This is a genomic window from Marinobacter sp. B-12 (genome assembly GCF_056857915.1).
In genome coordinates, this window is the sequence record NZ_JBSXOB010000041.1 from 22,080 (window position 1) to 44,954 (window position 22,875).

General features: G+C 58.1%; 19 protein-coding genes. 18 read left to right on the plus strand and 1 reads right to left on the minus strand.

All coding sequences use genetic code 11. The features are described 5' to 3' along the window. Nucleotides 1-114 precede the first annotated feature (114 nt). The 16 genes from mraZ (at nt 115) to lpxC (ending at nt 18,188) form a co-directional block, all read left to right on the plus strand. Entirely contained in the window at nt 115-567 is a 453-nt protein-coding gene (gene mraZ, locus AC13D2_RS05890; RefSeq protein ID WP_007154587.1) for a division/cell wall cluster transcriptional repressor MraZ, read from the plus strand. Further along, nucleotides 564-1,544 (plus strand): 16S rRNA (cytosine(1402)-N(4))-methyltransferase RsmH, encoded by a 981-nt coding sequence (rsmH, locus tag AC13D2_RS05895; RefSeq protein ID WP_300497111.1) that lies wholly within the window; start codon nt 564-566, stop codon nt 1,542-1,544. Before mraZ ends, rsmH begins: the two co-directional genes overlap by 4 nt. Nucleotides 1,545-1,546: 2 nt before the next feature. Further along, entirely contained in the window at nt 1,547-1,954 is a 408-nt protein-coding gene (ftsL, locus tag AC13D2_RS05900) for a cell division protein FtsL (protein ID WP_300497108.1), read from the plus strand. 30 nt (nt 1,955-1,984) lie between these two features. Continuing rightward, complete coding sequence (locus AC13D2_RS05905) at nt 1,985-3,724, plus strand: peptidoglycan D,D-transpeptidase FtsI family protein (RefSeq protein ID WP_300497105.1); 1,740 nt, start codon at nt 1,985-1,987, stop codon at nt 3,722-3,724. Between the two features lie 4 nt (nt 3,725-3,728). Next, nucleotides 3,729-5,213, plus strand: coding sequence for a UDP-N-acetylmuramoyl-L-alanyl-D-glutamate--2,6-diaminopimelate ligase (locus AC13D2_RS05910; RefSeq protein WP_300497103.1), 1,485 nt, complete (start codon nt 3,729-3,731; stop codon nt 5,211-5,213). Further along, the gene (locus AC13D2_RS05915) at nt 5,210-6,601 is read left to right on the plus strand and encodes a UDP-N-acetylmuramoyl-tripeptide--D-alanyl-D-alanine ligase (protein WP_300497101.1); all 1,392 of its coding nucleotides are present in this window, start codon (nt 5,210-5,212) and stop codon (nt 6,599-6,601) included. Before AC13D2_RS05910 ends, AC13D2_RS05915 begins: the two co-directional genes overlap by 4 nt. Continuing rightward, nucleotides 6,586-7,671 (plus strand): phospho-N-acetylmuramoyl-pentapeptide-transferase, encoded by a 1,086-nt coding sequence (gene mraY, locus AC13D2_RS05920; RefSeq protein WP_300497099.1) that lies wholly within the window; start codon nt 6,586-6,588, stop codon nt 7,669-7,671. Before AC13D2_RS05915 ends, mraY begins: the two co-directional genes overlap by 16 nt. Before the next feature lie 14 nt (nt 7,672-7,685). Next, a complete protein-coding gene (gene murD / locus AC13D2_RS05925) occupies nt 7,686-9,026 on the plus strand; it encodes a UDP-N-acetylmuramoyl-L-alanine--D-glutamate ligase (protein WP_300497096.1) in 1,341 nt (446 codons plus the stop codon). After that, on the plus strand, nt 9,026-10,228 hold the full coding sequence (gene ftsW, locus AC13D2_RS05930; protein WP_300497093.1) for a putative lipid II flippase FtsW: 1,203 nt from the start codon (nt 9,026-9,028) through the stop codon (nt 10,226-10,228). Before murD ends, ftsW begins: the two co-directional genes overlap by 1 nt. Then, a complete protein-coding gene (murG, locus tag AC13D2_RS05935) occupies nt 10,221-11,306 on the plus strand; it encodes an undecaprenyldiphospho-muramoylpentapeptide beta-N-acetylglucosaminyltransferase (RefSeq protein ID WP_300497091.1) in 1,086 nt (361 codons plus the stop codon). The genes ftsW and murG overlap by 8 nt, the downstream gene beginning before the upstream one ends. Continuing rightward, the gene (murC, locus tag AC13D2_RS05940; protein ID WP_300497088.1) at nt 11,299-12,744 is read left to right on the plus strand and encodes a UDP-N-acetylmuramate--L-alanine ligase; all 1,446 of its coding nucleotides are present in this window, start codon (nt 11,299-11,301) and stop codon (nt 12,742-12,744) included. The genes murG and murC overlap by 8 nt, the downstream gene beginning before the upstream one ends. Continuing rightward, the gene (locus AC13D2_RS05945) at nt 12,737-13,714 is read left to right on the plus strand and encodes a D-alanine--D-alanine ligase (RefSeq protein WP_292049655.1); all 978 of its coding nucleotides are present in this window, start codon (nt 12,737-12,739) and stop codon (nt 13,712-13,714) included. The genes murC and AC13D2_RS05945 overlap by 8 nt, the downstream gene beginning before the upstream one ends. Beyond that, nucleotides 13,707-14,546, plus strand: a complete 840-nt coding sequence (locus tag AC13D2_RS05950; RefSeq protein ID WP_292049656.1) for a cell division protein FtsQ/DivIB — start codon at nt 13,707-13,709, stop codon at nt 14,544-14,546. Before AC13D2_RS05945 ends, AC13D2_RS05950 begins: the two co-directional genes overlap by 8 nt. 36 nt (nt 14,547-14,582) lie before the next feature. Then, on the plus strand, nt 14,583-15,818 hold the full coding sequence (ftsA, locus tag AC13D2_RS05955; protein WP_007154574.1) for a cell division protein FtsA: 1,236 nt from the start codon (nt 14,583-14,585) through the stop codon (nt 15,816-15,818). A gap of 101 nt (nt 15,819-15,919) precedes the next feature. Then, a complete protein-coding gene (gene ftsZ, locus AC13D2_RS05960) occupies nt 15,920-17,077 on the plus strand; it encodes a cell division protein FtsZ (RefSeq protein ID WP_007154572.1) in 1,158 nt (385 codons plus the stop codon). Between the two features lie 196 nt (nt 17,078-17,273). Then, nucleotides 17,274-18,188 (plus strand): UDP-3-O-acyl-N-acetylglucosamine deacetylase, encoded by a 915-nt coding sequence (gene lpxC / locus AC13D2_RS05965; protein WP_007154571.1) that lies wholly within the window; start codon nt 17,274-17,276, stop codon nt 18,186-18,188. 11 nt (nt 18,189-18,199) lie between these two features. Here the strand turns inward: lpxC and AC13D2_RS05970 are convergent, their stop codons facing one another. Beyond that, entirely contained in the window at nt 18,200-18,646 is a 447-nt protein-coding gene (locus tag AC13D2_RS05970; protein WP_286748534.1) for a DciA family protein, read from the minus strand. Nucleotides 18,647-18,939: 293 nt separating this feature from the next. Between AC13D2_RS05970 and AC13D2_RS05975 the strand changes: the two genes are divergently transcribed. Both AC13D2_RS05975 and secA read left to right on the plus strand, forming a co-directional pair. Beyond that, entirely contained in the window at nt 18,940-19,893 is a 954-nt protein-coding gene (locus AC13D2_RS05975; RefSeq protein ID WP_300497079.1) for a M23 family metallopeptidase, read from the plus strand. A gap of 173 nt (nt 19,894-20,066) precedes the next feature. Continuing rightward, a complete protein-coding gene (gene secA, locus AC13D2_RS05980) occupies nt 20,067-22,817 on the plus strand; it encodes a preprotein translocase subunit SecA (protein WP_300497076.1) in 2,751 nt (916 codons plus the stop codon). Nucleotides 22,818-22,875: the final 58 nt, after the last annotated feature.

Sequence of the window (22,875 nt, forward strand, 5' to 3'; positions counted from 1 at the left end):
TGGCGCTGTTCGCGGCGCTTGCATTGTGTTTTGCGTGTTTCTATAGTGTGCACAAGTGGGAAAAAGTGGTTTCTAGTGGTTATTTGTGGTTTCTGAACCCCGGAATTGGTGCTAATGAGCAATTTTCTTGGCAGTCATGCCATCAATATGGATGCGAAGGGTCGCTTGGCGATCCCCGCCAGGGTGCGCGAAGAGCTCGCGCATGCCTGCAGTGGTCGCATTGTATTGACGGCCAATGCCGATGAAGAGCGCTGTTTGCTGATGTATCCGGAACCGCAGTGGGAGGCATTAAGGCCACAAATTGAAGCGCTTCCCAATATGAATAAGGCTGCCCGCAGGTTGCAGCGACTGCTGCTGGGCCATGCCACGCCTTTGGAGCTGGACTCGGCGGGGCGCATCCTTGTGCCACCCACGTTGCGCAGTTATGCGCGCCTGGAGAAGAAATTGATGCTGATTGGTCAGGGCAAGAAGTTGGAGTTGTGGAGCGAAGAGCGCTGGTTTGCTTGGCTTGACGAGTCATCGGATGAAGACGAAATGCCGCCGGAGATGGAGGCGTTGTCGCTATGACAACCGGCCGCGGGCATGAGCCTGCCGGTCAGTACCGGCATCGTTCCGTGCTCCTGGACTCGGCGGTGGACTTGTTGGTCAACGATCCAGATGGCGTTTATGTCGATGGCACCTTTGGGCGCGGAGGTCACAGCCGGCTGATTCTGGGGCGGCTCGGGCAGGGCGGAAAGGTTCTGGGCATCGACAAGGATCCGGACGCAATTCAGGTGGCCCGTGACCTGTCGGCGAGCGATGCTCGGTTTCAGCCATTTCACGGCTCGTTTGCGGAACTGGGCGCTGCCGCTGAAGCCCAGGGGTGGATGAAGGTTAATGGTGTTTTGCTGGATCTTGGTGTTTCATCCCCGCAGCTGGACGATGCCGCCAGGGGGTTCAGCTTTATGCGCGATGGGCCGCTGGATATGAGAATGGACCCCGGGCAGGCGCCAAGTGCGGCGCAATGGTTGGCCGAGGCGGACGAAAAAGACATCGCGAACGTGATCTGGCGATACGGCGAGGAGAAGTTCTCCCGCCGTATCGCTCGTCTTGTTGTGGAGCGACGCAAGGAGGCGCCTCTGGAAACCACACGCCAACTGGCGTCGTTGGTCAGTGAGGCGGTGCCGAAAAAAGAAAAGCACAAACATCCGGCCACCCGGACGTTCCAGGCCATACGGATTTTTATCAATCGGGAGCTGGAAGATCTGGAGCTTGGGCTCAATGCCGCTGTTGAAAAGCTGATGCCCGGGGGAAGGCTGGTGGTTATCAGCTTCCATTCGTTGGAGGACCGGCTGGTCAAACGCTTCATGCGGGACTTGGCGCGCGGTCCGAGATTGCCAAAAGGCGTGCCGGTAACGGCGGAGCAGGAAGCATCTGCGTTTCGGTTGATCGGCAAGGCGAACAAGGCGGATACAGAAGAAGTGAGCGACAACGTGCGGGCGAGGAGCGCGGTTATGCGTGTACTTGAACGGATACCGGAACAACACAAGTCAGGGAGCGCGTAATCATGGGCGCGGTAGCGATTGAAAAGCCAACAAAAACAGCGCGACTGAACAGCAAGCGTGTCAGGGACGGTGTCGCCACTGCGGTCAGGTTGTCGCACCAGGTCTTTGCCGCACTTCAGCAGAAGCGCGTGTTGATTACTGTGGGCTTGGTGATGTTGTTGATTGTGTCCTCGTTGGGCGTTGTTGTCAGTGCCCATGAGAACCGTGAATTGTTCAACTCCTTGTCTCAGCTGCAGGAGCAGCGTGACAACTACCAGCGTGAATGGAGTCAGTTGTTGCTGGAGCAGAGTGCTTTGAGTGCCCACGGACGGGTAGAGCAACTGGCCTCCGAGCGTTTCGGAATGGTCGTGCCGGGCAAGCAGGACATCGTTCTGGTGCCGTTGATGGCGCCGCTCGTCGGGTCGCGTTAAGCGAACACAACAAACCGTAAGGTGAAGACAGTGTCGGACCAGGGAAAAACAGCAACATGGGGCCAGCGACTGGCTGCCGGGCTTGGGGCCTGGCGGTACGGCACCGTGTTGGGCGTTTTTCTGTTGGTTGTCGGTGCCCTTGCCTGGCGGTTGGTGGATCTGCATGTGGTGGACAACGAGTTCCTGCGTAAGCAGGGCGACGTGCGGACCATTCGGGTGGAGACCATCGATGCTCATCGTGGTGTGGTGACGGACCGGCACGGCGAATCACTGGCGGTGAGCACACCGGTCCAGACCATCTGGGCGAATCCGTCCGAAATCGACGCCGATGAACCGCGACTGACGAATGTCGCACGCCTGTTGGGCCTCCAGGAGGCCAGGCTGCGGGAGCGGCTGCGTAAGTATTCAGGCCGCGAGTTTATCTACCTGCGCCGTAAGCTTCAGCCAGAAATTGCTCGGCAGGTGCTGGCAATGGGTATTCCGGGCGTGTACAGCCGCCAGGAATACCGTCGTTACTATCCCGCTGGAGAGGTGACGGCTCATGTGGTCGGGTTTACGAACATCGATGAAAGCGGTCAGGAAGGTATTGAGTTGGCCTACAACCAGTGGCTGAGTGGTGAAAGCGGTCGCAAGCGGGTGCTCAAGGACAACCGTGGCCGTGTGATCAAGGATCTGACGTTGATCCGCGACGCGAAGCCTGGTCGCAACCTGGAACTCAGCATTGATTTGCGGCTCCAGTATCTGGCTTATCGGGAGCTGAAAGCCGTTGTCGGCGCCCACGAGGCCAGGGGTGGCACTCTGGTGATGCTGGACGTGGACACCGGCGAGGTGTTGGCCATGGTGAATCAGGGCTCCTACAACCCCAACGACCGCAGTCAGCTGAGCCCTGACCGTCTACGGAACAAGGCCATTACCGATCTGTTTGAACCGGGGTCCACAATGAAGCCTGTTTCCATGGCAGCAGCGCTCGAATCGGGAAAATTCAAGGCATCCAGCACCATTGACACAGCGCCGGGGTACCGGCGCTTCGGCCGTTTCACGATCCGTGATCATCGGAATTATGGGGTGATCAGCCTGACTGACGTGATTGCGAAATCGAGTAACGTTGGCATCAGCAAGATTGCCACTGAATTGGGGGGCGACACTATCCGGGATCTGTATGCCCGTCTGGGGCTGGGTCAGCCAACCGGTATCGGGTTCCCTGGTGAAGCCGTTGGCGTGCTGCCTGCACCTCCAAAGTGGCGCCCTGTCGAAGAGGCAACCCTGTCCTATGGCTATGGCATGAGCGTCAACGCGCTTCAACTGGCGCAGGCATATATGGTCCTGGCCAATGGCGGCATCCGCTACCCGCTGAGTCTGTTGAAAGCTGATGAAAAACCCGTTGGGGAACGAGTTCTTTCCGAAGAAGTCTCATTCCAGATCAGGGGTATGTTGCGAGAAGTGGTCGAGAACGGTACCGGAAAGCGGGCTCAGCCGGGGTTCTATTCCGCCGGTGGTAAAACCGGCACGGTACACCTGGTTGGTAAGAATGGATATGAGGACAGCCAGTACAAGGCGATATTTGCCGGTATGGCTCCTATCGACAATCCGAGGATAGTCACAGTCGTGGCTGTCGATGCCCCCCAGTCCGGCGAATACTACGGTGGCGAAGTGGCTGCGCCCGTATTCGCCCGGGTGATGGGTGATGCATTGCGGCTGCTGAACGTAAAGCCGGAACTGGAGCTGGGCGACGCAAAAGCGCCGCGTCGGGCATCCGGGGAGCGGGGTTAGGGTTATGTGTATTACATCACTCAGCACATTGTTGCAGGGAATCGCACCGGTACCGTCGGTGTTTGATGTCACAATCCACGGCCTGAAGACCGACAGCCGTGACGTCAGGGCGGGCGATGCGTTCGTTGCCCTGGCCGGTGCCCGAACGCCCGCCGACCACTACATCGAACAGGCGATCGGTGCGGGTGCCACCGTCATCCTGTTGGAGTCAGCGCAGCCGGATGAATGTTACGAGCATGAAGGTGTTCTTATCGTTCCAGTGACGGCGTTGCGCGCTCATCTCGGGAAGATTGCGGATCGATTTTTCGAGCATCCCTCTCAGCGATTGCGCCTGATTGGCGTGACTGGAACAAACGGCAAAACCTCGGTAAGCCACTACATCGCGACATTGCTGCAGGAGACCGGCACCCCTTGCGGCGTTGTCGGCACCCTCGGTTATGGGATGCCCGGTGCGCTGCAGGAAGGTGCGCACACCACGCCAGATGTGGTGCAGATAAATCGCGTGCTGTCGAACATCATCGCGCAAGGTGGACGCGCGGCGGCGATGGAAGTCTCATCACATGCGCTGGAGCAGGGGCGGGTCGATAACCTGACCATGGCCGGTGCGGTGTTTACCAACCTTACCCGGGATCACCTGGACTACCACGGTTCCATGGACGCATACGGGGCGGCGAAGGCCCGTCTTTTTCATCGTGAGGAGCTGCATTTCGCAGTTATTAATTTCGATGATCCGTTTGGAAGGCAGCTCTATGAGACGCTTGATGGCAAATGCGACCGTGTCCGTTACAGCTTGCATGAGGCCCAGACCGAGCTCTGGCTGACGGAATTCGCACCGTCCATTGATGGCTTCAGCGCCAGTGTGGACGGGCTTTGGGGCAGGTTTAACGTGTCCGCCCGGGTTTTGGGTAGCTTTAACGTCAGCAATATTCTGGCAGCCATGGCAGCCGTGCTCAGCCTGGGTGTGCCGGTAGAGAGGGTTCAGCAGGCGGTTGAGCGGTTGTCGCCCCCGCCGGGACGGCTGGAGCCCTTCGCCGGCAGTAACGATGTGCGCGTTGTTGTGGATTACGCCCATACCCCGGACGCCCTGAACAGCGCGCTTGCCGCCTTGCGTCCCCATGTTGGCGGGCGGCTTTTCTGTGTATTCGGCTGTGGCGGCGACCGCGACACTGGTAAGCGGCCAGAGATGGCCCGGGAAGCGGAAAGAGGGGCTGATGTCGTGATTGTGACGGACGACAATCCGCGCAGTGAAGACCCGGATGCCATTACCTCCGACATCGTCGCCGGGTTTGAACGTCCGGAACAGGTTGCGGTTATCCATGATCGTGCTGAGGCGATTCGCCAGGCCATTCACTCCGCCATGGCGGGGGACATTGTGCTGATTGCCGGAAAAGGCCACGAGGCATGGCAGGAAGTGGCAGGCCAGAGGTTTCCTTTCAGCGACGCTGAACAGGTTCGGCATGCGCTGTCGCTGAATGGGGGTGTCGCATGATGCGGCCATTCGCGCTGGCCGATGCCGTCAACTGGCTTGGTGGCACTGTGGCTGTGGGTGATCTGAACGGCCTGATGGTTCGGGGTGTCTCGACCGACACGCGCCAAATCGCCAGTGGAGACGTGTTCGTGGCGCTTCGGGGCGAGAACTTCGACGGGCATGATTATCTGGCTGTGGCCGAGCAGGCTGGAGCCGTGGCTGCTGTTGTAGACAAGGCAGACCCGAGCCTGGGGCTTCCGCAGATTCGGGTTTCGGACACGATAGACGCTTTGGCTCAACTGGCACTGGCCAACCGCAATGCCAGCACCGCGCGTTTTGTGGCGATCACGGGTAGCAGTGGCAAGACCACAGTGCGCGAAATGGTGGCCGCCATTCTCTCCCAGGTGGGCAATACCCTTGCCACCGAGGGCAACCTCAATAACCACATTGGTGTTCCCCTGACGCTGTTCAGGCTGTCACCGGAACACCAACTGGGTGCGATAGAGCTCGGCGCCAGTGGCCTGGGGGAAATAGCCCACACCGTCAACATTGTTCGGCCGGAAGTGGTCATCCTCACCAACGCCGGGCAGGCGCACCTGGAAGGGTTTGGTGGTTATGACAATGTGGTGCGTGCAAAGGGTGAAATCATTGATGGCGCGCCGGAAACCGGTCTTGTGGTCCTGAACAGCGATGACCCGGCCTTTGATCTATGGCGGCAGAGGGCTGGCCAGCGTCGGGTCGCAGGTATCAGTGGCCGGGCAAGTGAAGGGGCCGATTACGTCCCCAACGATATCCGCAGCGATGGTGATGTCCGGATGTTTCGCGCACAGGGGCCGGACGGCTGGTCCTGTGACGTCAGGCTTTCCCTGCAGGGCGAGCACAATATCACCAATGCATTGCTGGCGATCGCCGCTGCTCGCGAGCTGGGTGCAGATAATGAGGCGATAAAGGCGGGGCTGGCGGCTCTGAAACCGGTAAAGGGGCGCCTGCAAATGATGGCGCTGACACCAAAACTGACCGTCATCGACGATAGCTATAACGCCAACCCAGCCTCCATGAAAGCTGCTTTGGATGTGCTGGCTGCGCGACCAGCCAGTCGTGTGGCTGTGTTGGGGGCGATGGCTGAGTTAGGGCAGGACAGCCTTGCGCTGCACCGGGAGATTGGTGAATTCGCCAGGGCGAGGGGCATCGAGAGACTGATTGCCGTGGGTGCTGGCTGTGAAGGATATGTTGAGGGTTTCGGAGACGCCGCTGAGGTGTGTGCGAGCCATGACGACGCAGTGCGTCGTCTGTTCGAGGGGCCTGCCGATTCGCAGACGGTACTGGTCAAGGGTTCTCGCAGTTCCGCCATGGATCGTGTGGTGGAGGGAATACAAGAAAAGGTGGGTAACGCATGCTGCTCTGGCTGACAGAGGCTCTTTCACAGTACTTTTCCGCGCTGACGGTTTTCCAGTACCTGACCGTCAGGGGGATCTTCGGGGTGTTGACGGCCCTGTTGATTTCCCTGCTGATCGGCCCGGTGATGATTCGCAAACTCAGCCAGTACCAGATCGGGCAGGCGGTTCGTGATGACGGCCCACAAACGCATCTGAGCAAAGCCGGCACGCCGACCATGGGTGGCGCGCTGATTCTGGTGGCTGTCGGGATCAGCTCATTGCTGTGGGCGGATCTGAGCAATCGGTATGTCTGGGTGGCGATTCTGGTCACCCTTTTGTTCGGTGCGATTGGCTGGGTGGACGACTATCGCAAAGTGGTGGAGCGCAATCCCAGGGGGCTGCCTGCTCGCTGGAAATATTTCTGGCAGTCAGTGATCGGTGCGACGGCGGCGATAGCGCTGTTCATGAGTTCCGCGTTGCCTCAGGAAACGTCGCTCTACGTACCATTTTTCAAGAACGTATCGCTGACCCTGGGGCCGGTGCTGTTCATCCTGTTGAGCTACTTCGTGATTGTGGGTAGCAGCAACGCGGTGAACCTGACCGATGGCCTCGACGGGCTCGCCATTATGCCGACGGTGATGGTGGCAGCGGCCCTGGGCATCTTTGCTTACGTATCTGGTCACGCTCAGTTCGCCGATTACCTGCTGATTCCTCATTTGCCGGGCACCGGGGAGTTGATTGTGTTCTGTGGTGCGCTGGTGGGTGCCGGGCTGGGATTTCTGTGGTTCAACACCTATCCCGCCCAGGTGTTCATGGGCGACGTGGGCGCTCTGGCGCTTGGCGCCGCGCTGGGTGTCGTTGCGGTGATCGTACGGCAGGAAATCGTATTGTTCATCATGGGCGGCGTGTTCGTCATGGAAACCGTCTCCGTGATTCTTCAGGTGGCGTCCTTCCGGCTTACCGGCCGGCGGATATTCCGCATGGCGCCGCTGCATCATCATTTTGAACTGAAAGGCTGGCCGGAGCCGCGCGTTATCGTGCGCTTCTGGGTTGTCACTGTCGTGTTAGTACTGGTTGGCCTGGCCAGCCTGAAACTGAGATAGGGAAGCAAAGCACCATGAGTGTCATCGTTTCAGATCGTCGAACGCTGGTTGTGGGGCTCGGTAAAACCGGGCTCTCCTGCGTGCGCTATCTGTGCGAAAACGGCCGGGATGTTGCCGTGGCTGATAGCCGCCTGTCGCCGCCAGGCCTGGATGAACTCAGGTCCGAATGGCCGGACCTGCCCGTGTACCTGGGTGAGTTCGATGCCGACCTGTTTGCAGGCTTTAACGAACTGGTGGTCAGCCCCGGGATCAGTGTTGCCGAACCGGCTATTCGGGGGGCGGCCGATAAAGGGGCTGTCATTCGCGGTGACATTGACCTGTTTTCCGAAGTAGCGGACGCGCCGATCATCGCCATCACCGGTTCCAATGGCAAAACCACGGTGACCACGCTGGTCGGAGAGATGGCCAGGGCTGCTGGCCGCCGCGTGGAAGTCGGCGGCAATATCGGCACTCCGGCGCTGGAGCTGCTTGGTCGGGGTGCGGACCTTTATGTTCTGGAATTATCGAGCTTTCAGCTCGAAACCACCCGGGAACTGAATGCCCTGGCGGCCACGGTGCTGAACGTCAGCGACGATCACATGGATCGCTATCCGGACAAGATGGCCTATTTCCAGGCCAAACAACGAATTTTCAACGGCTGCCAGAACGCCGTGGTCAACTTGGACGATGCCCTGAGCACGCCCATGGCGAGGGATAGCCTCCGGTTCCTGTGTTTCGGTTTTCACCGTGTCAACCCGGATACGTTCAGTACCCGCGACGACGATGAAGGCACCTGGATTACCTTCGGCTTTGATAATCTGCTGTTGGCCGAGGAATTGGGCCTGATGGGCCAGCACAATATCAGCAATGTGATGGCAGCACTGGCGCTCGGACACGCTGCCGGGTTACCGATGGACCTGATGCTGGAAACTGCCAGGCGTTTCAAGGGGCTGCCGCATCGGTGTGAATTCATTCGACGCGTGAGTGATGTCGATTACATCAATGACTCCAAGGGCACCAATGTGGGAGCGACGGCCGCCGCCATTGAAAGCCTGGTGCCAGCGAATGGGAAGATCGTGCTGATTGCCGGTGGTGAAGGCAAGGGCGCCGATTTTTCCTTGCTCGCTGAACCCGTGTCAACTCATTGTCGGGCGGTTGTTCTGATCGGCGCTGATGCCGGAATCATCGCCACCGCCTTGGGTCATCGGGTTGAGACGGTCAACGCCGCTGACATCGCGGACGCTGTCCATACGGCAAAAAAACTGGCCCAACCGGGTGATCGGGTACTGTTATCACCTGCCTGCGCCAGTTTCGACATGTTCCGTGACTACGGGGATCGTGGCGATCGTTTCCGTCAACAGGTGGAGGGGCTGTGATGCACGCTGACCTGTCCCTCACCAGCCATCACGGCCTGTTCCGTGACCTGCGCCCGCTGCCACTACTGATCATCAGTTCCGCTGCGTTGCTGGTCATGGGCGTTGTGATGATTTCTTCCGCCTCCATGGACATGGCGGCGGAAACCATGGGCAACAGTTACCACTATGTGATCCGTCAGCTTATTTTTGCCGGCATCGGCTGCGTGCTTGCGCTGATTGCCGTCAACGTACCGATCTCGTGGTGGGAGCGCAGCGGGTGGCTGTTGCTCGGGGTCGGTTTGTTGTCCCTGCTGCTGGTACTGACGCCGCTCGGGCGTACGGTGAATGGCTCCACCCGCTGGATATCTTTTGGTTTGTTCAATGTCCAGGTGTCGGAAATTGCCAAGCTTTGCCTGATTGCCTACCTGGCCGGCTACGTCGTGCGTCGTCGGGATGAGTTGCTGAACACCTGGCCTGGATTCCTCAAGCCATTGGGCGTGCTTGGTATTGCCTCGGTGCTACTGGTTATCGAGCCGGATTTTGGCGCCACGGTGGTCCTGGTTGCTGCATCAGCTGGCATGATTTTCCTGAGTGGCGTACGGCTTAGCCGGTTTATGCCGCTGATTGGCGTGTTGGTGGTGATGGGCTCCGTGCTGGTATTCACTCAGCCATACCGATTGAAGCGGGTTGTGAGTTACCTCGACCCCTGGAAAGACCAGTTTGATACCGGCTACCAGCTAACCCAGTCGCTGATTGCGTTCGGTCGTGGTGACTGGGCGGGTACCGGGTTGGGGAATTCGGTACAGAAACTCTTCTATCTGCCGGAGGCCCACACCGACTTTATCTTCGCGATTATTGCTGAAGAATTCGGGTTGTTGGGGTCGCTGATGGTTCTGGGCCTGTTCACCGTGTTGGTGGTGACCGGATTTGTGATTGCGAGAAGGGCCGAGAAAGCGGGCATGCCATTCGCTGCGTGTTTCTCCTATGGCATTACTTTGTTGATTGGCTTGCAGGCCGGTATCAACATGGCGGTCAGTACGGGCCTTCTGCCGACCAAGGGGCTGACCTTGCCGCTTGTGAGCTATGGCGGTTCCAGCCTGATGATTACCGCTGTCTGTATTGGCGTGCTGGCCCGGGTGGAGATGGAACGGCTGGACCGCGAGAAGCGGGCCAGCGAGAAGACCCGTAAACCAGCGGCCAGGGGAGGTGCGATTTATGACTGATAAACGGCGCTTTCTGATCATGGCTGGTGGCACCGGTGGCCATGTTTTCCCTGCCCTGGCAACGGCGAGACAGCTGCAGGACAAAGGTCATGAGGTTTTCTGGCTGGGTTCTCGTGGTGGCATGGAGCAGCGACTGATCGGCGAAACCGACATACCGCTGTCGCTGATCCAGGTCTCCGGGCTGAGGGGCAAGGGTCGCCTGGCTTTACTGATGGCGCCGTTCCGGCTGATGCGCGCTCTTGGCCAGGCCTTTACCATCGTTCGCACCATCCGCCCACATTGCGTCATCGGAATGGGCGGCTTTGTGGCTGGTCCCGGCGGCCTGTCCGCCTGGCTGAACCGGGTGCCGCTGGTGATCCACGAACAGAACGCGATTGCCGGAATGACCAATCGCATTCTGGTGCGCTTCGCCCATACCGTGTTGGAGGCTTTCCCCGGGAGCTTCGGCACGGCTGTAGTAACCCGCTGTACCGGCAACCCGGTCAGGCAGGACCTGGCCGAACTTGCCGAGCCCGATCAGCGGATGTCCGGCCGGGCGGGTGCGCTGCGGTTACTGGTGGTGGGTGGCAGCCTTGGTGCCCAGGTGTTCAATCGCACGCTGCCGGCGGCACTGGCTCAGATGCCGGAAGCCGAGCGGCCGACGGTGCGCCACCAGTGTGGCGAGAAGAATATCGAGGAAGCCGGTGATGCCTACCGTGACCACGGCGTGGAAGCATCGGTTGAGCCGTTTATCAAAGACATGGCAGAGGCCTACGGCTGGGCCGACATTGTGCTCTGCAGGTCTGGTGCGCTCACCGTTTCGGAGTTGTGTGTTGCTGGCGTAGGCGCCGTGCTGGTGCCGTTCCCCCATGCCGTGGACGACCACCAGACCCGGAACGCACAGCAAATGGTTAACGCGAAAGGCGCCATCCTGATCCCACAGCCAAAGCTGTCGGCCGATCTGCTGGCGGAAACCCTGACCGATCTCGGCAAGGATCGCCGCCGGATTTTGGACATGGCGAAGGCCGCGAAGACGCTGGCTCGCCCCGATGCAACGGAGAGAGTCGTGAATTACTGTTTGGAGGCCGCAAATGGCTGAATCCACAAACCCCCCGCTGGTCTATCAGGTGCCCGAGATGCGCCGCATCCGCAATATTCATTTTGTGGGGATTGGCGGTGCCGGCATGAGCGGTATTGCCGAGGTGCTTAAGAACCAGGGCTACGATGTGTCCGGCTCTGACATTCGTGAGAGCGCTGTTACCGACCGGCTTACCAGCATGGGTGTTGAGGTGTTCATCGGGCATCGTGAGGAGAACAGTGCCAGTGCTGACGTGGTTGTCGTGTCGTCTGCGGTAACGGGTGATAACCCAGAGGTATCGGCGGCTCGTAGTCGACGGGTGCCGATCGTGCCTCGTGCAGAAATGCTGGCGGAAATCATGCGCTATCGCCATGGCATTGCCGTGGCTGGCACTCACGGCAAAACAACCACCACCAGTCTGCTTGCATCGGTTTTGGGAGAGGCTGGCCTGGATCCCACGTTTGTGATTGGTGGCAAACTCAATAGTGCCGGAACCAATGCGCAGCTTGGTGGTTCCCGCTATCTGGTAGCCGAAGCCGATGAGAGCGATGCCTCCTTCCTGCACCTGACGCCGGTGATCTCAGTCGTGACCAACATTGAAGCCGACCATATGGACACCTATGGCGGCGATGTTGAGCGCCTGAAACAGACATTTGTGGACTTCCTCCACAACCTGCCATTTTACGGCGTTGCGGTGATGTGTGTGGATGACGGCTTCGTGCAGGAAATCATCCCAAGGATCTCCCGCGCCATTATCACCTATGGCATCGATAATCCGGACGCCGACTACCGGGCCGAGAACATTGAATCCGACGGCCTGCGGACACGGTTTGTGGTTCGTCGCCCGGGTGGCCGCAGTGACCTGGACGTTGAACTGAAAATGCCGGGCCGCCACAACGTACTCAATGCCCTGGCGGCCATTGCCGTGGCCACCGACGAGGGCGTGGACGATGTCGCCATCTGTCGGGGGCTTGCAGGCTTTGCCGGAGTGGGTCGTCGGTTCCAGGTCTACGGCGATTACGCCACCCGCAAGGGCACTGTCACCCTGATCGATGACTATGGTCACCACCCCACGGAAGTGGAGGCCGTTATCCGAGCCGCCCGTGATGCCTGGCCCGATCGCCGGTTGGTCATGCTTTATCAGCCTCACCGCTACACCCGTACCCGGGATCTCTATGAGGATTTCGTCAGGGTACTTTCGGACGTGGACGGGCTGTTGCTGATGGACGTGTATTCAGCGGGTGAGCCAGCGATACCGGGTGCGGATGGCCGTGCGTTGTGTCGCAGCCTGCGGCAGCGAGGCAGTGTGGAGCCGCTGTTTGTGGAAGAAAACGGAGAGATCGAAGCCCTGCTTGCCAACACGTTACAAGACGGTGATCTGCTGATTACACAGGGCGCGGGTGATATAGGCGGAGTGGCTGCGCGACTGGCAGCCGCGGGAGTGATTGCGGATGAGTGAGATGGCCAGGACTGTCGATTCACAAGGTTATCAGGCCGATCCGGAGACGCTGAAAGCACTGGGGCGGGTGGCTGTCTTCATGGGCGGTGATTCCGCCGAGCGTGAAGTATCACTGAAAAGTGGACAGGCCGTATTGTCGGCACTGGTCTCCGCCGGAGTCGATGCCTATGCCTTGGATGTGCGCGGTTGTTTGCTGAAAACCGTGGAAGAGCCTGAGTTTGACCGGGTTTTTATTGCCCTTCACGGGCGCGGAGGGGAAGACGGCACGATTCAGGCCATCCTGTCCCAGGCGGGCATTCCCTTCACGGGCAGTGACGTGCTGGCCTCTGCTCTGGCTATGGACAAGTTGCGTAGCAAATACGTGTTTGAAGGCTGCGGTCTTCCAACCCCGAAATTCCGTGCCATGGGTTCCGTGGAGGAAGCTGGCAGTTTATTGCAGTCGCTGTCGTTGCCGTTGAGCGTAAAGCCCTCGCGGGAAGGCTCCAGCATTGGCATTCGTAAGGTGAATAATGAGCAGGAGCTGGTTGAGGCTTATACGCAGGCGGCCGTACTGGATCCTCTGGTTCTCGTTGAGGAGTGGGTTGAAGGCCCGGAATTTACCGTCAGTCTCTTGCAGGATCAGGCACTGCCGGCCATTGGTTTGAGCACGGATCACGTTTTCTACGATTACGACGCCAAGTATCTGGCCGATGACACCCGATACCAGATCCCGTGCGGATTGGACCCGGACAGCGAACTGAAGCTCCAGCATCTGGCGCTGGATGCGTTCCGGGTGCTGGGCTGCCGCACCTGGGGCCGGGTAGACATCATGCAGGACAGCCAGGGTGAATTCTGGCTTCTGGAAGTGAACACGGTCCCCGGAATGACCGACCACAGTCTGGTGCCCATGTCGGCCCAGGCGGCGGGTATCAGTTTCGAGGAACTGGTAGTGAGGATCCTCATGGACACCTTGGAGGCCAGCGATGCTTGACAGCCTGCTGATCCGGAGCCGGGCGGTACCGTCCGACCCACCGAAGCGCAGGGGAGCGACCTCTCTTGGGCCAGAGCGGGACCGGTTTGGTTTGCTGAGAGCAGTGTTGTCTGCCGTGCCTTGGGGGCAGGCGCTCATGGGCGCAGGTATTGTCCTGCTGGCGGCATTGGTGCCCTGGGGAGCCAGCGAAGTGTTGAGCGCCATGGATCGCCAGGTCATGGCCATCGACGTCAAGGGCGAGCTGGTGGGTGAAAACCGCACGGCGCTGGAGCGCAGTGCGGGCAAGTGGATAGGTCGGAGTTTCTTCGCCACGGATCTTTCAGACATTAAAGAAAGCCTGGAGCAGCGCCCATGGGTGGAGTCTGCAGCGGTCAAGCGGGTATGGCCAGACCGACTTCAGATCGACATCCGTGAGAAAAAGCCATTGGCGTATTGGAACAGCCATCGGCTGGTGAGCCGCAACGGAGAATTGTTTGCGCCGGCTAACCCGGAAGTAGCCGGGCGACTGCCTCGACTGGCCGGCCCGGATGAGCGTGTGAAGGAAGTGATCACTATGGCACGGTCCATGTCGGATACGCTCACCGGCCATAATCTCGGGTTTGCCGGGCTGAGCCTGGAACAGCGCGGTGCCTGGACGCTGACGCTTGCCAACGGCATCGAAGTGGTTCTGGGCAGGGATCAGGTTGAGGCGCGTTTTGAACGCTTTGTCACGGTTTATCAGGAACGGCTGGCGTCGCGCTCAGACGAAGTCAGACGGGTGGATGCCCGCTACAGCAATGGGGTGGCGGTTCAGTGGAAGCCGTCAGAAACGGCCTCGCGGACGAAATCATAGCAACGCTTAATTCAGACCTACGGTTTGGTGGAATACATGTCATCGGTTGAAACGGAAAACATGATTGTCGGCCTCGATATCGGAACCTCGAAAGTGGTTGCGATCGTCGGCAAGCGCAAAATGGACGGGACCATCGAGGTGGTGGGTATCGGTTCCCACCCCTCCCGCGGGCTCAAGCGTGGCGTGGTGGTCAATATCGAAACGACGGTCCAGGCGATACAGCGTGCGGTGGAAGAAGCCGAGCTGATGGCGGGCTGCAGGATCCACTCGGTTTACGCGGGTATTGCCGGCAGCCATATCAAGAGCCTCAACTCCCACGGCATTGTAGCGATCCGTGACCGGGAGGTGACCCAGGCCGACATTGACCGGGTGATCGACGCCGCCCAGGCCGTGGCGATTCCGGCGGACCAGAAGATCCTTCACATACTGCCGCAGGAATTTGTCATCGACAGCCAGGAGGGTATCAAGGAGCCCATGGGGATGTCCGGCGTTCGCCTGGAGGCCAAGGTTCACCTCGTCACCTGTGCGGTAAACGCCGCCCAGAACATCGAGAAGTGCGTAAAGCGCTGCGGTCTGGAAGTGGATGACATCATCCTGGAGCAGTTGGCATCCAGTCACGCCATCCTCACTGAGGATGAAAAGGAACTGGGTGTCTGCGTGGTGGATATTGGTGGTGGCACTACCGATATCGCAGTGTTCACCGGTGGCGCCATTCGGCACACGGCGGTCATTCCTATCGCTGGCGATCAGGTCACCAACGATATTGCCATGGCCCTGCGGACACCCACGCAGAATGCCGAGGAGATCAAGATCAAATACGCCTGCGCCCTGACTCAGCTGGCTGGCGCGGATGAAACTATCAAGGTGCCCAGTGTGGGCGACAGGGCGCCACGGGATCTGTCCCGTCAGGCGCTCGCCGAGGTGGTGGAGCCGCGTTACGAAGAGCTGTTCACCCTGGTGCAGTCTGAACTTCGTCGTTCGGGATTCGAAGATCTGATCCCGGCCGGCATCGTGATTACCGGCGGTTCCTCCACCATGGAAGGCGTGGTGGAACTGGCCGAGGAAATCTTCCACATGCCGGTAAGGCTGGCCTGTCCGCAGGCGGTCTCCGGTATGACGGAGGTTGTCAACAACCCCATCTACGCCACGGGCGTTGGGTTGTTGATCCATGGCTTCCGCCAGATGGATCTGGGGCGGGCGCCGGCGCTTAAGGGTGAAGATGCACCCACGCTGTTTGAGCGCATGAAAGCCTGGTTTACCGGTCATTTCTGACGGCGAGCCGGGGGAAGACATACACGAAGGTATCTCGAAAATCATAATCTCGAAAAATCAGCCTGGAAAAGGCTGATAAACAGCACGAAGGAGTAGGGGAAATGTTTGAACTCGTCGATAATGTCCAGCAAAACGCTGTCATTAAAGTAGTAGGTGTTGGCGGTGGTGGCGGCAATGCCGTTCGCCACATGCTCAACAGTGATATCGAAGGCGTGGAGTTTATTTGCGCCAACACTGACGCCCAGGCCCTGACGGACCTGGATGCACGTCAGATCATTCAGCTTGGTGGCAACATCACCAAAGGGCTGGGTGCCGGTGCCAACCCGGAAGTAGGGCGTCAATCCGCTCTGGAAGACCGTGATCGCATCGCCGAGTCGCTGAAAGGCGCCGACATGGTGTTCATTACTGCCGGCATGGGCGGCGGAACCGGAACCGGTGCCGCGCCGGTTGTGGCTGAAGTGGCCCGGGAAATGGGTATCCTGACCGTTGCTGTTGTCACCAAGCCATTCATGTTTGAAGGCGGCAAGCGCATGAGTGTGGCGGAAGCCGGCCTCAAGGAACTGGAGGAAACCGTTGACTCGCTGATCACCATCCCCAACGAAAAGCTGTTGGCGGTGATGGGTAAGAAGACCAGCCTGCTGGACGCATTTGGCTCGGCGAACGATGTTCTGCTGGGGGCGGTTCAGGGTATTGCTGACCTGATTACCCGCAACGGTATGATCAACGTGGATTTCGCCGACGTAAAAACGGTTATGTCCGAGATGGGCAATGCCATGATGGGTACCGCGCGTGCCACTGGCGAGAATCGTGCCCGCGAAGCTGCGGAAGCCGCTGTACGAAGCCCGCTTCTGGAAGACATCAACCTGCAGGGCGCCAAGGGTATCCTGGTCAACATCACTGCAGGTATGGACCTCAATCTGGGAGAATTCTCCGAGGTTGGTGACATTGTTCGTGAATTTGCCTCGGATTCCGCGACGGTGGTCGTGGGTACCGTGATTGATCCGGAAATGACCGACGAACTCAAGGTGACGGTCGTTGCGACCGGCCTGGGCGGTGACCGTGAGAAGCCGACCAAGGTGGTGGACAACACCCGCAGCCTGGATGGCACAACGGATTATAACCAGCTTGACCGTCCGGCCGTTCTGCGTCGTCGTGCCGTGGCTCACGGTAATGTGGCGATTGATCAGAGCAAGGACAGCGAGGAGCAGGGAGTCGACTATCTCGATATTCCCGCATTCCTTCGCCGTCAGGCTGACTGATAATCTGTTGCAAATGTGTTCGGTAATGGAACCTTTGTGACCGAATAACGTGTGCTGTCTATCAGTCCGGGCTTGTGCCGGGAGGCCAATCAAAGGTTAACGATTGGTTAAATGGTATTCAGTGTTACTTTCTGGTATTCTCCGGGCAGAATTTTGCCCAGACTATATCGCACTTATGTGACGGAAATATGTACCGATGATCAGACAACGGACACTCAAGAACACCATCCGCGCCACCGGCGTTGGCTTGCACTCGGGGGAGAAAGTGTATCTGACCCTGAAGCCCGCTCCGGTGGACTCGGGGATCGTTTTTCGCCGTACCGATCTTGACCCTGTGGTTGAAATCCGTGCTTGTGCGGAAAACGTTGGTGAGACCATGCTTTCCACGACACTGCTGAAAGACGGTGTCCGGGTTGCAACAGTGGAGCATTTGTTGTCAGCCATGGCTGGTCTCGGGATTGATAACTGTTTCGTCGAGCTCAGTGCCGCGGAAGTGCCTATTATGGACGGCTCTGCCGGTCCGTTTGTGTTTCTTCTGCAGTCCGCCGGTATTGCCGAGCAGGACGCTGCCAAGCGTTTCATTCGCATCAAGCGCGAAGTGACGGTTGAAGAAGGTGACAAGAAGGCGACTCTGCTGCCTTTCGAAGGCTTCAAGGTCAGCTTCGGTATCGACTTTGACCACCCTGTCTTCAAGGGGCGCGCCCAGACAGCAACTGTTGACTTTTCCAGCACGTCGTTCGTGAAGGAAGTCAGCCGCGCACGAACATTTGGTTTCATGCGTGATATTGAAAAGTTGCGTGCGATGAACCTGGCGTTGGGCGGAAGCGTTGATAACGCCATCGTCGTTGACGATTACAAAATCCTCAACGAAGACGGTCTGCGTTACGATGACGAATTCGTCAAGCACAAATTGCTGGATGCCATCGGTGACCTCTACCAGTTGGGTAACAGCCTGATTGGCGAGTTCCGTGGTATTAAATCCGGCCACGACCTGAACAACAAGCTGCTGCGCAAGCTCAGGGCGGAAGAGGATGCGTGGGAAGTGGTGACCTTTGACGACGAGGCCGCTGCCCCGATTTCCTACATGAAACCTGTGCTGGCGGCGGGCTGAGGCAGGACGCCTTAATCCCGGACGTGGCTTGCGAGTTTTTCGAGAACCTCGCGTAATTGTTTGTCCTTCGTGTGCCCGGCTTCCTCTTTGAGGAGCCGGGCATTTTCGTTACTAAGGGGTGTCATTTTTGCTTTCGGACGCTCGCTGAACCGTGGCGGAGCAACCTTGACCTTCAGTTTCCAGACGAAGCGGAACAGCTCCTGCTTGCGAAGCTCTTCCATGATTTCATGCTGGCGGAAACGGATCTGGCTGGCAGTGGTGGCCGCTGTAGCCGACAGAATCAGCTCCCCGTCACGACAACTGACAAACCGTGTGCCTTTGGCCAGGCTTTCTGGAAGCGCAGCGATAACGAGCTGCTCTGCCTGAGTGTGATGCTGGGCTTTTGCCATCAGTTCACGCAGGGTAGAAGCTCTGGAGAAGCTGTCCGGAGTCAATTCGAGGTCGGTTTTCTTTTTCATGGCAATCAGTAATTCTCGACGACAACGGTAACGATTGGTTACACTTCGGCACGGTTAATAGGCAGAGCCTGTATTACACTCGTTTTACATTGTCTGGTGTGTGTATGTCCACGGGCGGCTGCTATTTTATTAAACGTAGTCGTTGCAATGGATAGCACGCGCGTTTTCAGACGCGATTTATGCTGCCCAAGATTGAGTAGTCGGATAGGAAATCCGCAATCTGGCAAAGGATGCCCAGGCAGGCCCTGTCAGAAAACTCTGGATGCAACACTACAGGATCAGGTTGCGTCCCCATGAAACCAGAAGACGATATGAACATTATCCTCGTTGGCAAGCGCCATGGGAAATCCCGCACGGTTTCGATAAACGCCCCTGTTCTGGCAGGAGTGGTTTTCATCGTGACCGCACTACTGATACTGGCGGGTTGGTCTGGTTACCAGGTGGCGGTGAGCCAGATTGAGCCGGCCGAGCCCGCGGAATCGGAATTATTGGCTCAGTGGCAGTCCCGGCTGAGCGAGCAAAAGACGGAGCTGTCCCGAATCGAGCGGAACGTCCAGCAGCAGGTTGATGCGTTAACGCTGCGGTTGGGTGATATGCAGGGGCGCCTTCTCAGGCTTGATGCCCTCGGGCAGCGCTTTTTGGAGTCGGGCCTGGTGGCCAGCGACGAGTTCGATTTTGATCAGCCAGCTGCTGTTGGTGGCCCTGAAGAAAGTCTTGATGGCGACTCTTTCACTGCGCCAGAACTGACCAGCATGATTGATCAGCTTGCACGCCGCATTGAAGATCGGGAGCAGCAATTACGCATGCTGGACATGGTCACTTCCCGCCAGAAGCTTGAGAAAGAGCTTTTTGTGGAGGGGCGCCCTATTACCTGGGGCTGGCTGTCCTCGAAATATGGCTATCGTTCCGACCCTTTCACTGGCAAGCGTACCTGGCATGCTGGTGTGGACCTGGCTGGCAAGGACGGAAGTGATATCATTTCCGTGGCGGGTGGCGTGGTCACCTACGCCGACGAGCGCTACGGCTATGGCAACCTCGTTGAGGTGGACCACGGTGATGGCCTGGTAACCCGTTACGCCCATGCCAAGACCATCAAGGTCAAGGTGGGCGATGTTGTCCAGAAGGGCCAGGTGCTGGCGCTGATGGGCAGCACAGGCCGTTCTACCGGGCCCCATGTGCATTTTGAAGTTATCCGCAACGGCAAGTCCGAGAATCCGGAAACCTACATCAAGCGGGCTAGCCGCTAGCCGCTTGTAGAGGTGCCTGTAAGGGCGCCTGATTTCTTCCCGTTGTCCCCTCCGGCACCTTTTTTCAATCTTTTCAGCGTTGTGACAGGCTTCTGTGAGGCCTGACTTTTGTACTGCTGCGAAATAAGGTTAGAATGCCGGCTTCCTCCGTTTAATCAAAGAAGCAGTGGTCTATGTTCACAAAGCTTGCAACCAAGATGTTCGGCAGTAAGAACGCCAGAGAAATCAAGCGAATGCGAAAAACCGTATCGCGTATTAATGAGCTTGAAGAGCAGTATGGCAATTTGTCCGACACCGAGTTGCAAGGTAAGACCGCGGAATTTCGCCGCCGCTATGACGAAGGCGAAAGCCTCGACGCATTGCTTCCGGAAGCGTTTGCCACCACTCGTGAGGCGAGTCGTCGGGTCATGGGGATGCGCCACTACGACGTGCAGATGATTGGCGGTATCACGCTTCACGAAGGCCGTATTTCCGAGATGAAAACCGGCGAAGGTAAAACGCTGGTAGCGACGCTGGCCGTGTATCTGAATGCTCTGACTGGCAAGGGCGTGCATCTGGTCACCGTGAACGACTACCTGGCCCGCCGTGATGCCGACTGGATGGGGAAGCTGTATCGCTTCCTGGGTTTGCAGGTAGGGGTCGTGGTAGCGGGCCAGCCCCCTGAAGAGAAACGGGCGGCGTATCAGGCGGACATTACTTACGGTACGAACAACGAGTTTGGTTTCGACTATCTTCGCGACAACATGGCCTTCAGCACTGAAGACAAGGTGCAGCGAGGCCTCCACTTTGCCATCGTGGACGAAGTGGACTCCATCCTGATTGACGAAGCCCGCACCCCGCTGATTATCTCCGGTGCGGCCGAAGACAGTTCAAAACTCTATCTGGCGATCAACGAACTTGTGCCAAGCCTCGAGTTGGGCGAAGTCAGTGAAGAAGGCGAGCCCAGTGGCGATTTCACCATTGATGAGAAATCCCGTCAGGTGGAGTTGACCGAAACTGGTCATGAGAAAGTGGAAGAGTTGTTGTTGGAAAGGGGCTTGTTGAAGGAAGGTGAAAGCCTGTATTCGGCCGCCAACCTTAGCCTGTTGCATCACGTCCACTCGGCCCTCAGAGCTCATCATCTGTTCCAGAAGGACGTGGATTACATCGTTCAGGGCGATCAGGTAGTGATTGTTGACGAGCATACTGGTCGTACCATGCCAGGCCGTCGCTGGAGCGAAGGCCTGCACCAATCGATTGAGGCCAAGGAAGGAGTTCGTATTCAGGCAGAGAGCCAGACCCTGGCTTCTACCACCTTCCAGAATTACTTCCGTCTATATGACAAGCTTGCCGGTATGACCGGTACGGCTGACACCGAGGCATTTGAATTTCGCCAGATTTACGGTCTGGACGTTGTTGTTATTCCTCCCAACAAACCTATCCAGCGAATCGATTACAACGATCTTATCTACCTGACTCAGGAAGAGAAATTTCACGCCATTATTGATGAGATCAAGGATGTGACGGCTGAAGGCCGACCAATCCTGGTGGGCACTGCCTCAATTGAGGCCTCAGAGCTTCTATCCATGCTGCTCAAGAAGGCGCGAATTGATCACAAGATCCTGAACGCGAAACAGCACGAGAGTGAGGCACAGATCATCGCCCAGGCCGGTCGCCCGGGGGCGGTCACCATTGCCACCAATATGGCCGGCCGCGGTACGGACATCGTGTTGGGTGGTAACTGGGAATTTGAAGTGGCGGGAATGGAAAACCCCACCGAAGAGGAAGTGGCTCGCATCAAGGCCGAGTGGACCGAGCGTCACAATCAGGTACTTGAGGCTGGCGGGCTGCACATCATCGGTACCGAGCGTCACGAATCCCGCCGCATTGACAATCAGCTTCGAGGCCGTGCCGGTCGTCAGGGTGACCCTGGTTCATCACGGTTCTTCCTGTCACTGGAAGATAACCTGATGCGGATATTCGCGCCGGATCGCGTGAAGAGCCTGATGCAGGCCATGGGTATGAAAAAAGGCGAGGCCATCGAGCATCGAATGGTCACCAACGCCATTGAAAAATCCCAGCGCAAGGTGGAAGGCCGCAATTTCGATATGCGGAAAACCCTGCTGGAGTACGATGACGTTGCCAATGATCAGCGTACGGTGATCTATGATCAGCGTAACGAGGTCATGTCGTCGGAAGACGTTTCCGAGATGATTAAAACCATTCGCGAGGATGTGGTGGACTCTCTGGTCAGTGAGTTCATCCCGCCGCAGAGTATGCCGGAACAATGGGATGTTGCGGGCCTGGAGAGCCAACTGCAATCGGAAATGGCGATCAACCTGCCTATTCAGCAATGGCTGGACGACGACAGCAAACTCTACGAAGAGAATTTGCGTCAGCGTATTCTGGAAGAGATTGTTGCGGCATACGAAGCTAAAGAGGAACTGGCGGGTTCCGAGTCGATGCGCAAGTTCGAGAAGCAGGTGTTCCTGCAAGTGCTCGACACGCTCTGGAAAGAGCATCTTTCAAACATGGATCACCTGCGCCGTGGTATCCACCTGCGTGGTTATGCCCAGAAGAACCCCAAGCAGGAGTACAAGCGCGAGGCCTTTAACCTGTTTGAAAGCATGCTGGAAACCATGAAGCGTGATGTGGTCCGGGTGTTGTCCCATGTCCGTGTTCAGAGCCGCGAAGAAATGGAAGAGGTCGAGCGCCGCCGCAAGGAGGAGCTGGAGCGGGAGCTTGCCCAGGCGCGACTGCGCCACGATGAAACCAGCGCCACCGCACAGCACCGTCAGGATGACAGCGCAGATGGGTCTGATACCCAGCAGCCTCAGGGCACGCCGGAGACCTTTGTGCGACAGGACCGGAAAGTAGGGCGAAACGAGCCTTGTCCATGCGGGTCCGGCAAGAAGTACAAGCAGTGTTGTGGAAAGGTCAACTGATTTCCGCCGCTGAATGAGCGAACTAAGGCCCGCACCCTGATCGACAGGTTGCGGGTTT

What these genes read in the sequence shown, in the direction of transcription:
- mraY (WP_300497099.1), top strand. Translation starts at nt 6,586, where the DNA reads ATGCTGCTCTGGCTGACAGAGGCTCTTTCACAGTACTTTTCCGCGCTG.
- rsmH (WP_300497111.1), top strand. Translation starts at nt 564, where the DNA reads ATGACAACCGGCCGCGGGCATGAGCCTGCCGGTCAGTACCGGCATCGT.
- ftsW (WP_300497093.1), top strand. Translation starts at nt 9,026, where the DNA reads ATGCACGCTGACCTGTCCCTCACCAGCCATCACGGCCTGTTCCGTGAC.
- AC13D2_RS05950 (WP_292049656.1), top strand. Translation starts at nt 13,707, where the DNA reads ATGCTTGACAGCCTGCTGATCCGGAGCCGGGCGGTACCGTCCGACCCA.
- AC13D2_RS05975 (WP_300497079.1), top strand. Translation starts at nt 18,940, where the DNA reads ATGAAACCAGAAGACGATATGAACATTATCCTCGTTGGCAAGCGCCAT.
- secA (WP_300497076.1), top strand. Translation starts at nt 20,067, where the DNA reads ATGTTCACAAAGCTTGCAACCAAGATGTTCGGCAGTAAGAACGCCAGA.
- ftsL (WP_300497108.1), top strand. Translation starts at nt 1,547, where the DNA reads ATGGGCGCGGTAGCGATTGAAAAGCCAACAAAAACAGCGCGACTGAAC.
- murD (WP_300497096.1), top strand. Translation starts at nt 7,686, where the DNA reads ATGAGTGTCATCGTTTCAGATCGTCGAACGCTGGTTGTGGGGCTCGGT.
- lpxC (WP_007154571.1), top strand. Translation starts at nt 17,274, where the DNA reads ATGATCAGACAACGGACACTCAAGAACACCATCCGCGCCACCGGCGTT.
- murC (WP_300497088.1), top strand. Translation starts at nt 11,299, where the DNA reads ATGGCTGAATCCACAAACCCCCCGCTGGTCTATCAGGTGCCCGAGATG.
- AC13D2_RS05910 (WP_300497103.1), top strand. Translation starts at nt 3,729, where the DNA reads ATGTGTATTACATCACTCAGCACATTGTTGCAGGGAATCGCACCGGTA.
- AC13D2_RS05945 (WP_292049655.1), top strand. Translation starts at nt 12,737, where the DNA reads ATGAGTGAGATGGCCAGGACTGTCGATTCACAAGGTTATCAGGCCGAT.
- ftsZ (WP_007154572.1), top strand. Translation starts at nt 15,920, where the DNA reads ATGTTTGAACTCGTCGATAATGTCCAGCAAAACGCTGTCATTAAAGTA.
- mraZ (WP_007154587.1), top strand. Translation starts at nt 115, where the DNA reads ATGAGCAATTTTCTTGGCAGTCATGCCATCAATATGGATGCGAAGGGT.
- ftsA (WP_007154574.1), top strand. Translation starts at nt 14,583, where the DNA reads ATGTCATCGGTTGAAACGGAAAACATGATTGTCGGCCTCGATATCGGA.
- AC13D2_RS05970 (WP_286748534.1), bottom strand. Translation starts at nt 18,646, where the DNA reads ATGAAAAAGAAAACCGACCTCGAATTGACTCCGGACAGCTTCTCCAGA.
- AC13D2_RS05915 (WP_300497101.1), top strand. Translation starts at nt 5,210, where the DNA reads ATGATGCGGCCATTCGCGCTGGCCGATGCCGTCAACTGGCTTGGTGGC.
- murG (WP_300497091.1), top strand. Translation starts at nt 10,221, where the DNA reads ATGACTGATAAACGGCGCTTTCTGATCATGGCTGGTGGCACCGGTGGC.